This window comes from Halomonas sp. TD01, assembly GCF_923868895.1.
Classification (GTDB): Bacteria; Pseudomonadota; Gammaproteobacteria; order Pseudomonadales; family Halomonadaceae; genus Vreelandella.
In genome coordinates this window covers 3,997,333-4,009,479 of the sequence record NZ_OV350343.1, presented here as the reverse complement: position 1 = coordinate 4,009,479, position 12,147 = coordinate 3,997,333, and the positions used below count along the sequence as shown (strand labels likewise).

Below are 12,147 nucleotides of genomic sequence, written 5' to 3'. Positions count from 1 at the left end.
GCTTTGCGATGAATTTTCTTGCCCATGCTTGGCTTGCCCATCCTGGCAGTGATGAGTTTCTCTATGGAAATCTGATTGCTGACGGTGTGAAGGGGCAAGACTTAACGGCTTGGTCGCCAGATGTTGCTAGTGGCATACGTCATCATCGCCGTGTGGACGCCTGGATTGATCGGCACCCTAACGTTTTAGAGGCAAAGCGGCGCGCGCCAAGCGCCCAACGGCGTTATGTCGGTATCGCGTTAGATATTGTGTGGGATCATTTTCTTGCTCGTCAACAGGCGGGAGAGCAGCAGCACCAGTTAATCGAACGCTGCTACCAGTTGTTACAGGCTTGGCCTGCGCCGCAGCGGCTGTCTACGATGATGCCGCTGATGGTTAAGCATGACTGGTTGCACCGTTACGCTGACTTTGACTTTACCTGTCGTGCAGTAGCTGGCGTTGGTCAGCGGCTATCAGGGCCTAATCGCTTGGCAGAGTTAGTGCCTTGGCTTTACGAAGACTATCCATGCTTAGCAGCCGACTTCACCGTGCTATGGCAGGAGTGTCGTGACACGCTAACTAGCAGCGGTGGTACTGTGGGTGGTGGGCGTTAGCCCGAAATGTTGCAAGTAGAGGGAATCAATGATGGTAACCGCCATGCGTGAGCGCTTTTGGGAAAAATACTCACTGGAGGAACTAACACTTCAAGAGTGGGAGGCGCTATGCGACGGCTGCGGCCAATGTTGCTTGTTGAAGCTCCACGACGATGAAACGCAAGAATTGGCGGTTCTTAACGTTGCCTGCCGGTTGCTTGATATCCACAGTTGCCAGTGCAGTGACTATGAAAATCGCTTTGATAGCGTACCTGACTGTACCCAACTAACGCCTGAGTTAGTCAAAGAGTTTACTTGGCTGCCACACACATGTGGCTATCGGCGTGTTGCCGAAGGACGCAAGCTAGCAGGGTGGCATCCGCTGCTGAGTAACGATGCTGAGCGCGTTCACCGGAAGGGCGTAAGCGTGAGAAATTTTGCGGTTTCTCAGGACGATGTGCCTGAACGCTTACTGGAAGAGCATATTATTGCTGTATTACCGATGTCCTAAATCTGACAGTAGCCCTCCCTGGCGCGCTTAATAACCGCTGGCTAATGGTAATAACGTTAGCTGGCGGTTTTGCTTTTTGTGCTATCCCAAATGGTTAAAAACGCTTCTTTAAGCTGAGAGGGTTGGGGCTTTGCTTTAGTTTCACGCGTGGTCGATTGATGGGGTGCCGCTGTTGCTTTTAGCGGCGTATCCCAAATCGTTGGAAACTGTTCCTGATAGCTCATGGTTTGCTCCTAGGTTTGCGGGTTAGACGTTTGTCTATAAAACTTATGGTTAGTATGGCGTAAAAATCACTTTATGGAAAGCATTTCCATAAAGTGATTTTTATACAAAAAAGCAGCGTCTGGACGCTGCTTTTTTGTTATCTAGGAGCCTTCTGCTGTTTCTTGAAGTAGCGCTATTGAGGTTAGTCTGTCGCGTCCAAGGGGGCTAATCCCAATGCCCACAGGATAAACGCGTCTTGGCGAGCAGTGTCTCGCCAGGCTTTGAACCTACCTGAGGCACCGCCGTGTCCGCTACTCATGTCGGTATGAAGCAGCACAGGAGCATTGCCCTGCTGTGCCTGGGTAACGCGAGCATAGAACTTGGCAGGTTCCCAGTAACTGACGCGAGTATCAAACCAGCTGCCCTCTATCCATAGCGCTGGATAGCGCTGGGAACCTATGTTGTCGATAGGTGAGTAGCCACCGATACGCTCGGCGACGTCTGGGTCTTCAGGATTGCCCCACTCGCTATATTCGGCGGTGGTAAGTGGTAACTCTGGGTTCTGCATGGTGCGGAGCACATCCAGAAATGGCACATCTAATACCGCTGCGCAAAACGCCTCAGGTTCGCGATTGATGCAGGTGCCAACCAACAAGCCACCTGCACTGGCTCCATAAGCCACAATCCGTTCTGGTTGGCTAAACCCTTTGTCTACTAACGCCTCGCGGGCGGCTAAGAAATCGTTAAAGCTGTTCTCTTTATGAGTCATTTTGCCATTTAGATACCACGGCTCACCGCGTTCGCCGCCACCCCGTACGTGGGCGACCGCAAAGGCTGCGCCGCGTTCCAGTAGCTCAAGCCGAGCAATCGAGAACCAAGGGTCAAGCGCTTCGCCGTAGGCTCCGTAGCCATATAGCAGCGTGGGTAGTGGTTGGCCTATCAGATCGGCGCGCATGACGATGGATACCGGCACACGTTCGCCGTCAGCGCTGGTTGCCCATATGCGCTGGCTAACTAGCTGGTCAGGCAGCAGTTGGCCGTAAACGGGCACTTGCTTGAGCAACGTGCGTTCACCGCTATCAAGATTTAGCGCATACCAACTGGGAGGACGGGTGAACGACTCTTCGCGTAGATGCACCGTATTGGCATCGAAGTGCGGCGAATCTTCCAGCAACTGTGAGCAGGGTGTTTCAGGCAGTTCGATATGTTTATCGAATGTGAGGTTGTGGTCTTTATCTAGCACTAAGCGGCGTAACATAACCTGGGCTTCATGATGGCTTCGCTCGGCAATGATTAGTCCCCAGTCAAACGCATCAACCCCTTCTAAGGTAGTGTCCTCACGGTGAGCTATCAGCGACTGCCACTCTGGAGCAGAGTTACTGTGTTGAGCCTCGCTTGTGAAGTCGAGCTGAAAATGCGGGCCTGCGAAATTTTGTAAGCGATAAAACATACCAGGGCGATGATCAATGCTCGCTTCAACACCTGCCTGGCGGGCATGCAGGCACATCGGTGAAGCGTGGGGCTGATCTGCGGGCACGGCATGAATTTCTGTTGTATCTTTCGAACCGCTTTCAATCAAAAGCCACGCTTTCGAGCGTGTTTTGCCAATCCCAATCCAGAACTCCGGATCGTTCTCACGCATTACTAAGGTTGGTTCAGCAAGGCGCTCTGGCGTTGAAAACGGTATCCACATCCGCCAGATAGAGTCAGGGCGCTGGGTATCATCAAAGCGTGTAAATAGCAGCGTTGCACCGTTGGTTGTTTCATCCTCCGCCCAGCATACGCTAGCGCCAATATCGCTTAGTAGTTGCTGCGGTTTTCCGTCGGGTAACGCCTTTAACCACAGTGTGAAGCGTTCGTCGCCCTGGGTGTCTTCCGTCCAGGCGAGCCATTGTTCATTGGGGGAAAGTGCCATGTCGCCCATGTCATAAAACGGCTGATCGGCGGCGCGGTCACGTACGTCTAGAAAGCACTCGTGAGCATCAGGCTGGCCGTTAGGGTGACGCCACCAGCAGGAGTAATCATCTTCGGCGGCGGTGTTACTCCAGAACGTAAAGTGGTCAAGCGCTGTCTTAAGGCTGGTCACCGCCAGCTCACGGCGCGCTAAGTGGCCTTGATAAAGTGTTTCGGAAAGTGGTCGTAAGGGGGCAAACCATTCATCGTGCTGTTGGTTAGCGGCTTCTAAAAAAAACCTTACATCAGGCGCTTCACGCTCTTCTAGCCAGTGCCATTCTGGAGAATTAGCGCGATAATAATGTGCGACAGGCGAGCCTTCGTGCATACCAGGCTGTGCTTTCATAAATTGATAGGTACCATGACGGGAAATCAACGTCGGGTGTCTCCACCCACATGAGGGTTATTATGCTGTTTGAAGACTCAATGTCACTGCTGTGGTTAAGTTATTACGCTCTTTCGCTGATAGTGCTGGTCGCTGTCTACTTTGCGCTGGCATGTTTGCCTCGTCTACCGCGTTTGATAATTAGCTGGTGCGTGGCGGGGGCCATGTGGATGCCTGCAGGCTATCGTTTGCCGTTGATAGAGGAAGGAGAGTTCTATTCAGGGTGGGCACCGGCTGCCATGGTATCTGCGGTTGCTTTTCTAGAGCATAGCACTAGTGCACTACGTGGCGGCTTGCTGTGGTTAATTTTAGGCGTTGCCTTAGGTGCGTGTGTTGGCGTTGCTCTGTGGTGGTGGCGCCGGCCGCAACCTTTTGACGATGTTTCTCAACGTCAGCCTGAGGAAGAAGACCCTCAGCCAACTCGCCGCCGAGAACCAGTGATTAACTAATGCGTGTACAAGGCGCGATGATGGAGCTAGCCGATGTGTGAGTTACTAGGCATGAGCGCCAATGTACCTACCGATATTTGTTTCAGTTTTTCCGGCTTTTTACACCGCGGTGGGGGAACTGGGCCTCATCGCGATGGGTGGGGCATCGCGTTTTACGAGGAGGGCGGTTATCGTGAATTTCGTGACCCCCATCCCTCGGTTGACTCCCCAATTGCCCGCCTAATCTGTGACTATCCTATTAAGTCCAACGTAGTGATTAGCCATATTCGCCAAGCGAATGTAGGCGGTGTGCGGCTGGCAAATACGCATCCGTTTACTCGTGAAATGTGGGGGCGTCCCTGGTGCTACGCCCACAATGGCCAGCTGAGCGATTGGCAACAGCTGCCATTAGGTGTGTATACCCCGGTCGGTAATACAGACAGTGAACACGCTTTTTGCTGGCTAATGGGCGAGCTGCGTCGTTGCTTTCCCACACCGCCCGCGTCTCCTGAATTATTGTGGGAGCGGTTACACGGGCTATGCGAAGAGTTGCGCGGACTAGGCGTTTTTAACCTACTGTTATCTGATGGCGTTTACTTATACAGCTACTGCTCGACCAAACTGGCTCATATTACTCGCCGCGCACCCTTTGGTGAGGCAGAGCTATCTGACGCAGAGTTGACGGTTAATTTTATTGAACATACAACGCCTAACGATATTGTCTCTGTGATTGCTACCGAACCACTTACCCAAAATGAAGCGTGGCAGCGAATGGTCCCAGGCGAATTATTGGTATGGCGCGAGGGAGAAATCAACGCGAGTTACGGTCATAGCAAATAGGATGACGACACAGCGTGAGCGACAGTAGCAGGGCTATGCCTTAAGCTAAAGTTGAAACGCCAGTTTCAATCGATCGTTTTACAGCGTGCTGCCTGTCGTATATGGTTGGCTCTTTTAGGCTTGCTACTTAGTCACGCAACAATAACAAGGTCGGTCAAATATCGACACGGATAGCGGAGATTGCCCATGAGCGAACACGCCAATGCCCACGTACTACGTGGCCCAGCGCTTGAAGGCTTGGATCAGTACAACTCAGTCACGGATGTCTTTCATTCAGCGGTTAAACGTTTTGCCAGCAAACCTGCATTTAGCTGCATGGGCAAAACCCTAACATTTGCCGACCTTGATCGTCTGTCTGCCAATTTTGCAGCCTGGTTGCAGCATGAAACTGACTTGGTTCCCGGTGACCGAATCGCCATTCAGTTGCCTAACGTGCTGCAGTTTCCTGTTGCGGTGTTTGGTGCACTAAGGGCTGGCTTAGTCGTCGTCAATACCAACCCGCTATACACCGAGCGGGAGATGGCGCACCAGTTTAAGGACTCCAATGCCAAAGCCATTGTTATTTTGGCCAATATGGCTGACAAACTTGAGAAAGTGTTGGATAAAACGGATATCCAACACGTCTTGGTTACCCAGCTTGCTGACCTACACGATGTGCCAAAGCGTTGGCTAATTAACGCCGTTGTTAAGCACGTTAAAAAGATGGTGCCTGCCTACTCGTTACCAAACGCTGTTGGCTTCCGCGATGCACTGAAAAAAGGTGCGTCGTTAAATCATACCGAGGTGCAACGCACCATGGATGATGTGGCTGCACTGCAATACACGGGTGGCACCACAGGTATGCCTAAAGGCGCGATGCTGACTCACCAGAACCTAGTGGCCAATATGCTCCAGGCGCGTGCCGCTATCGGTGAGCATTTGACTGATGGCGAAGAGTTAGTAGTCGCGCCATTGCCGGTCTATCACATCTATACGTTTACCGTTAACTGTTTGTTCCTAATGGAAACAGGCAACCACTCGCTACTGATTACCAATCCTCGCGACTTACCTAGCTTTGTCAAAGAGCTTAAAGGCTTGCCGTTTACCGGGTTTATTGGTCTGAATACGCTGTTTAACGCGCTGTGTAACCGAGATGACTTTAAGCAACTCGATTTTTCGAAGCTGAAGCTGACTATTTCGGGCGGTATGGCGCTAACCAAAGCGGCTGCTAAACGTTGGGAAGAAACGACAGGTTGCCCGATTGCAGAGGGCTACGGGCTGACGGAAACATCACCCATTGTTAGCTTTAACCCCACTAACGCTATACAGCTTGGCACCATTGGTAAACCGGTGGCAGGTACCGCTGTGAAAGTGATAGATGCAGACGGTAATGATGTTGCGATGGGGGAGCCTGGTGAACTTTGCGTGCAAGGGCCTCAGGTGATGAAGGGGTACTGGCAGCGGGAAGATGAAACACGCAATTCCATTGATGAAAATGGCTGGTTCCACACGGGTGACATCGCCATATTGCAGGACGATGGCTACATCAAAATCGTTGATCGAAAAAAAGATATGATTTTAGTATCTGGCTTTAATGTCTATCCAAATGAAATAGAAGATGTGGTGGCAGCGCATCCAGATGTGTTGGAGTCGGCGGCTGTTGGCGTGCCGGATGAAGATGCTGGTGAAGCGATCAAGCTATTCGTTGTTTCCAAAAACAGCGAGTTAGATGCTGAGACGCTGCGCAAGTGGTGCAAAAAAGAGCTAACCGGCTATAAGGTTCCGAAGTACGTAGAGTTCCGTGATGAGCTTCCCAAAACCAACGTTGGCAAGGTGCTACGCCGGCAGCTCCGCGATCAGGAAACAAGCAACGCTTAAGCGCTTGATGAACTCGCTATCAGGCGGCTGTTAGGCGTCCTGTTAGCGAAGGCGTTACAATAGTCGGCCCACTCATGCAGTGGGCCGATTTTATTCTGAGATGGAAACCGAGCCTAACGTGACCACCGACACGCAAACTTCCCAAGCTGACGCCCAGAACGCTTATCCACTCACCGTATTAGATGAGGAGATAAGCCACGTCATGCTGCGTGATGCACAGCAGTTAGCGCGTCGCGTGGCAGGCCTTAAGCGGCGCCAACGAGACAGTAAGCCGATTGACCACGGTGTCCAGCAGGTTCAACGCGACCTTGAAAAAGCTAAGCGGCTGCTTGCTAACCGCGAAGCACTGAAAGTGGCGCTGGATTATCCTGCCGAGTTGCCCGTAGTGGAGCGGCGTGAGGATATTTTAAAGGCTATCCGCGACCATCAGGTAGTGGTCGTGGCGGGTGAGACAGGGTCGGGTAAAACCACCCAGCTGCCCAAGATTTGTCTAGAGCTTGGCCGTGGGCGCAAAGGGATGATTGGGCATACCCAGCCACGTCGATTGGCGGCGCGCAGCGTTGCCGGGCGGCTAGCGGAAGAGATGAGCGTACCGCTGGGTGAGCAGGTGGGTTATCAAGTACGTTTTAATGATCAAAGCTCCCCGAATACGCTCGTAAAGCTGATGACTGACGGTATTTTGCTGGCAGAAACGCAGCACGACCCATTGCTGCTGCGTTATGACACGCTAATTATCGATGAAGCTCATGAGCGCAGCCTTAATATTGATTTTTTGCTGGGCTATCTAAAGCGCTTGCTGCCAAAGCGTCCTGATCTAAAAGTCATTATTACCTCAGCCACCATCGATGTGAACCGCTTCGCTGCCCACTTTGGTAGTGCTAAGACGCCCGCGCCGGTGGTGGAAGTGTCTGGCCGCACGTTTCCTGTCGATGTTCATTACCGCCCGCTGGCGCGTAGCGAAGAGGATGAAGATGACCGTACTTTGCAAGAAGGTATTTTGCATGCAGTGCGCGAAATCGAAACCATCGAGCGTGAAAAGGGCTGGTTGCATGGCCCGCGAGACGTATTGGTGTTTTTACCGGGTGAGCGGGAAATTCGTGAGGCAGCCGATACCCTGCGACGGGCTGACTTAACTGGCACGGAAATATTGCCGCTCTATGCTCGACTTTCCAACGAAGAGCAAAATCGCGTTTTCGCTTCCCATCGAGGGCGGCGAATTGTGTTGGCCACTAACGTTGCTGAGACCTCGCTCACAGTGCCGGGGATTCGCTACGTGATAGACCCAGGCTTGGTGCGCATCAGCCGCTACAGCTATCGTGCGAAAATACAGCGGCTACCGATTGAGCCGATTAGCCAGGCCAGCGCCAATCAGCGTAAAGGTCGCTGTGGACGTGTGGCGGAAGGCGTATGCATTCGTCTTTATGATGAAGAAGACTTCCTGTCGCGGCCAGCGTTTACCGACCCAGAAATTCAGCGCACAAATTTAGCGTCGGTCATTCTTTCCATGCTGGCGCTGAAGCTTGGCAGTATAGAAGCATTTCCCTTTGTTGACCCACCCGACAGCCGGTTCGTAAAAGATGGCTTTCGTTTGCTGTTCGAACTGGGTGCGGTGGACGATCAGCAGCGCCTAAGCCCGTTGGGCCGTAAGCTAGCCAAGCTACCTATCGACCCACGCCTAGCGCGCATGGTACTGGCAGGTGCCGAACGGGGCAGCCTGCGGGATGTGTTGATTGTGGTATCAGCCTTGGCGATACAAGACCCTAGAGATCGACCTGCGGACAAACGCCAAGCGGCGGATCAAGCGCATCAGCGCTGGCATGATCCCGATTCTGATTTTGTTGCGTTGTTAAACTTGTGGCACGGCATTGAAAATGCCCGCGAGGCACTCTCCGGCAATCAGCTGCGCCGCTGGTGTCGCGAGCACTATATTAACTATCTGCGCATGCGCGAATGGCATGACACGTTCCGTCAATTACGTCAGCTGCTGCGCGATATGGACATCGACGTGCCTGCACCGCCGCTCAGAGATGAAGATGAAAGCGAAGAGCAAGCCAAGCAAGCGCGTCGCAAAACATCTGGAAAGCTGCACCAAGCATTGTTATCTGGGCTGCTTTCAAACCTTGGAACACTGCTGGAAAACCGTGAATACCTGGGCGCGCGTAACCGTAAGTTTATGATTCACCCAGGCTCAGGGCTGGCGAAAAAAACGCCGAAGTGGGTAATGGCGTTTGAGCTAATTGAAACGACGAAATTATTTGCCCGCACAGTGGCGAAAATTGACCCCCAGTGGATTGAGCCTCAAGCGCAGCATTTGATAAAAAGCAGCTACAGCGAGCCTCACTGGGAAATGAAGCGTGCCCAGGTGGTCGCTTTTGAGCAAGTAACGCTGTTTGGACTGCCTATTGTAGCCCGCCGCCGAGTGCATTACGGTCCGATTGCGCCTCAAGAGTCCCGGGAGCTGTTTATTCGCCGTGCGCTAGTGGAAGGCGAATTTCAGACTAAGGGTGAGTTTTTTGCCCATAACCGAGCGCTGATTGAAGAAGTCGAGGCACTCGAAGATCGTGCGCGTCGGCGTGATATTCTGGTCGATGAAGAGACACTATTTGCTTTTTATGACGAACGAATTCCTCACGATATTGTTAATGGCAAAGGATTTGAACATTGGCGTAAGCAGGTCGAGCGTGAGTTTCCCAGCCTACTAAAATTCGATATCGACGCGCTTAAAGCGAGGGATGCCAACGACGTTACTCAGGCGCAGTATCCTGACCACCTAGTGTTGGCAGGGGTTGCCTATCCGGTTAGCTATCACTTTGATCCTGATGCTGAAGACGATGGCGTTACGCTGACTGTGCCTGCTGCTATGCTGCCTCAGTTGCCTGTGCATGCCCTTGAGTGGTTAGTACCAGGCTTGCTGCGCGAAAAGTGCATTGCGCTACTTAAATCACTGCCGAAAAGCATTCGTCGGCAGGTGGTGCCTATCCCTGATTGGGTCGATGCGGCGCTGGAAACCTTGGTGCCTGACCAACGCCCGCTGACCGAAGCCTTGGCTGAGTTTATTCGAAGGCGTACGGGCACTCGGGTGCACCCTGACGACTGGCGGCTAGACCTGCTAGCGCCTCATTTAATCATGAACGTGCGGGTTGTGGATCACGCTGGCAAAATGCTGGGCCAGGGGCGCGACTTGCGAGCCCTGGAAAGGCGCTTTGAAGAAGCCGCCAGTAGGGGAGCCCAGGCGTTAGCAGAGCAGGTTAATCAGGCCCCGGCGCTTGAAGGTCTGCCCAGTGAGCCGCTTCCGGAATCTCGGGTGACTACCCAGGCGGGTATCCGCGTCGAGGCTTACCCGGCACTGGTGGCAGAAGACGCGCGCTTCAAAGTGGCACTTTTCGACCATCCTGCAAAGGCGGCGGCGGCTCACCAAATGGGCGTGGCCCGTTTGGCAATTTCACAACAGCCGGATCAGGTGAAAGCTATTAAGCGTTTGCCAGGCGTGGAAAAATGCGCGCTGTTGTTTGCGAAGGTAGGCAACAAAAATGAGTTGGTTGATGATCTTCTGCTAGCGGTGTTTACTCAGGTAGTGGCTCAGCATCCGCTACCACGCTCGGAGAAAGCCCTTAAAGAACGCTTGCAAGTATCTGAAGCAAAGTTGTTAGCGCATGCGCAAACACTGTTGTCCGATGTTGAAGCGGCGCTGAAAGGGCATCTAGCAGTGACTAAGATTTTAAAAGGGAAGCTCAACTTTGCGTTGGCGCTTGTTTACAGTGATGTCAGCGCGCAGATGCAGCGCTTGGTTTACCCTGGTTTCATTCGCGATGCAGGCGAGTGGTTAACGGAGTATCCTCGCTATACAGAGGCTGCGTTGATCAGGCTTGAAAAAGCAGCGCGAGAGAGAGGGCGCGACCAAATGCTCATGCACGATGTCCAAGCATTAGAAACGCGTTTCGACGCGCGCCGCAAAAGCGAACGCAGAGGCGACGCGGAAGACCCAGAGTTAGTGGCATTTGGTTGGTGGATTCAGGAGCTCAGAGTGTCTCTGTTTGCTCAGCAGTTGGGTACAAAAATGCCTGTATCTGTGAAGCGCCTTGAAAAGCGTTGGGAAGAGATTATTAGCGTTTAACGCTTGCCGTAATACGATAATAGGCTCGCGCTTTAAGCCAATGCACCAAGATGACAACATCGATTGACAGCCAGCGACTCTCAGTAAGCCGCTAAAAGGAGAAAGGCATGACACATGTGGTGATTACCGGTACAGGACTCTATACGCCGGAACACGCCATTGATAACGCGTCGCTGGTAACAGCATTTAACGCGTGGGTAGACAGCCAAAATGCTCAGTATGCTGATGCAATCGCACGTGGTGAACGAGAGCCGTTGTCACACTCCAGTAGCGAGTTTATTGAAAAAGCATCCGGTATTAAAAGTCGTTACGTGCTGGATGCCTCGGGAATTCTTGACCCAGCGCGCATGCGGCCTAAACTGCCTCAGCGTAGCAATGACGAGCCGTCTATTCAGTGTGGCATGGCTACCCAGGCGGCGCGCCAAGCATTGGCGGCAGCCAACGTCGATGCCGCAGATATCGAGCTTGTCATCGTGGCGTGTTCAAACCTAGAGCGTGCCTATCCAGCAGTGGCTGTCGAAGTTCAGCAAGCGTTAGGTACCAGCGGTTACGGTTTCGATATGAATGTAGCCTGTAGCTCAGCCACGTTTGCACTTGAAACAGCGGCCAATGCGATTGCATCCGGTAGCGTGAAGCGGGCACTCATCGTAAATCCGGAAATCTGCTCGGCGCATCTCAACTTTACAGATCGCGATAGCCACTTTATTTTTGGCGATGCTTGTACAGCCATGGTATTGGAAAGCAGTGATTGTGCTGTGGCAGATGAGCAATATGAAATATTAGGGACGCGTCTAGTGACGAAGTTCTCTAATGCGATTCGTAACAACGCAGGCTTCTTGAATCGCGTCACCGACAGTGACCCACTGGCGTTGGATAAGTTATTTGTACAAGAAGGGCGACGGGTTTTCCGAGAAGTATGCCCCATGGTGGCTCAACTGATTTCGAGTCATTTGGCCTCTTTAGAACTCTCTGGAAGTGATTTGAAACGCATGTGGCTGCATCAGGCTAATCAGCATATGAATGACCTGATCGCGCGGAAAGTACTAGGTGTTGAGCCCAGCGAAGCGCAAGCGCCAATTATTCTTGATCGCTATGCTAATACCAGCTCAGCGGGATCGATTATTGCCTTTCACCTGCATCGTGAACAGTTAGAAAGTGGCGATATTGGTGTGATTTGTTCGTTCGGCGCAGGTTACAGCGCCGGTAGTGTTGTTGTACGTCGTCAATAACAGTGCTTTCTGTTCATTGTCTTTAGGCGTGAAATGCGACGAGCTACACGCCAC

At 52.5% G+C, this 12,147-nt stretch carries 9 protein-coding genes; 7 read left to right on the top strand and 2 right to left on the bottom strand.

Annotated elements, in window-relative coordinates:
* The first annotated feature begins 8 nt into the window (after positions 1-8).
* Both L1X57_RS18115 and L1X57_RS18110 read left to right on the top strand, forming a co-directional pair.
* The gene (locus L1X57_RS18115; protein WP_009722730.1) at positions 9-593 is read left to right on the top strand and encodes an acyl carrier protein phosphodiesterase; all 585 of its coding nucleotides are present in this window, start codon (positions 9-11) and stop codon (positions 591-593) included.
* 31 nt (positions 594-624) lie between these two features.
* Entirely contained in the window at positions 625-1,083 is a 459-nt protein-coding gene (locus tag L1X57_RS18110) for a YcgN family cysteine cluster protein (RefSeq protein ID WP_009722731.1), read from the top strand.
* Between the two features lie 56 nt (positions 1,084-1,139).
* Here the strand turns inward: L1X57_RS18110 and L1X57_RS18105 are convergent, their stop codons facing one another.
* Both L1X57_RS18105 and L1X57_RS18100 read right to left on the bottom strand, forming a co-directional pair.
* A complete protein-coding gene (locus L1X57_RS18105; RefSeq protein ID WP_009722732.1) occupies positions 1,140-1,307 on the bottom strand; it encodes a hypothetical protein in 168 nt (55 codons plus the stop codon).
* Between the two features lie 182 nt (positions 1,308-1,489).
* A complete protein-coding gene (locus tag L1X57_RS18100; protein ID WP_039868717.1) occupies positions 1,490-3,586 on the bottom strand; it encodes a S9 family peptidase in 2,097 nt (698 codons plus the stop codon).
* A gap of 62 nt (positions 3,587-3,648) precedes the next feature.
* Between L1X57_RS18100 and L1X57_RS18095 the strand changes: the two genes are divergently transcribed.
* The 5 genes from L1X57_RS18095 to L1X57_RS18075 all read left to right on the top strand — a co-directional run bounded on the left by L1X57_RS18095 (position 3,649) and on the right by L1X57_RS18075 (position 12,093).
* Entirely contained in the window at positions 3,649-4,074 is a 426-nt protein-coding gene (locus L1X57_RS18095; protein WP_009722734.1) for a hypothetical protein, read from the top strand.
* Positions 4,075-4,107: 33 nt separating this feature from the next.
* Positions 4,108-4,893, top strand: a complete 786-nt coding sequence (locus tag L1X57_RS18090; RefSeq protein ID WP_009722735.1) for a class II glutamine amidotransferase — start codon at positions 4,108-4,110, stop codon at positions 4,891-4,893.
* A gap of 186 nt (positions 4,894-5,079) precedes the next feature.
* Positions 5,080-6,750: an AMP-binding protein gene (locus L1X57_RS18085; protein WP_009722736.1), complete on the top strand. Its 1,671-nt coding sequence runs from the start codon at positions 5,080-5,082 to the stop codon at positions 6,748-6,750.
* A 100-nt stretch (positions 6,751-6,850) separates the two neighbouring features.
* Positions 6,851-10,864, top strand: a complete 4,014-nt coding sequence (gene hrpA, locus L1X57_RS18080) for an ATP-dependent RNA helicase HrpA (RefSeq protein ID WP_009722737.1) — start codon at positions 6,851-6,853, stop codon at positions 10,862-10,864.
* A gap of 107 nt (positions 10,865-10,971) precedes the next feature.
* The gene (locus L1X57_RS18075) at positions 10,972-12,093 is read left to right on the top strand and encodes a beta-ketoacyl-ACP synthase III (RefSeq protein ID WP_009722738.1); all 1,122 of its coding nucleotides are present in this window, start codon (positions 10,972-10,974) and stop codon (positions 12,091-12,093) included.
* Positions 12,094-12,147 lie beyond the last annotated feature (54 nt).

What these genes read in the sequence shown, in the direction of transcription:
- L1X57_RS18085 (WP_009722736.1), top strand. Translation starts at nt 5,080, where the DNA reads ATGAGCGAACACGCCAATGCCCACGTACTACGTGGCCCAGCGCTTGAA.
- L1X57_RS18115 (WP_009722730.1), top strand. Translation starts at nt 9, where the DNA reads ATGAATTTTCTTGCCCATGCTTGGCTTGCCCATCCTGGCAGTGATGAG.
- L1X57_RS18105 (WP_009722732.1), bottom strand. Translation starts at nt 1,307, where the DNA reads ATGAGCTATCAGGAACAGTTTCCAACGATTTGGGATACGCCGCTAAAA.
- L1X57_RS18090 (WP_009722735.1), top strand. Translation starts at nt 4,108, where the DNA reads ATGTGTGAGTTACTAGGCATGAGCGCCAATGTACCTACCGATATTTGT.
- L1X57_RS18095 (WP_009722734.1), top strand. Translation starts at nt 3,649, where the DNA reads ATGCTGTTTGAAGACTCAATGTCACTGCTGTGGTTAAGTTATTACGCT.
- L1X57_RS18100 (WP_039868717.1), bottom strand. Translation starts at nt 3,586, where the DNA reads ATGAAAGCACAGCCTGGTATGCACGAAGGCTCGCCTGTCGCACATTAT.
- L1X57_RS18110 (WP_009722731.1), top strand. Translation starts at nt 625, where the DNA reads ATGGTAACCGCCATGCGTGAGCGCTTTTGGGAAAAATACTCACTGGAG.
- L1X57_RS18075 (WP_009722738.1), top strand. Translation starts at nt 10,972, where the DNA reads ATGACACATGTGGTGATTACCGGTACAGGACTCTATACGCCGGAACAC.
- hrpA (WP_009722737.1), top strand. Translation starts at nt 6,851, where the DNA reads ATGGAAACCGAGCCTAACGTGACCACCGACACGCAAACTTCCCAAGCT.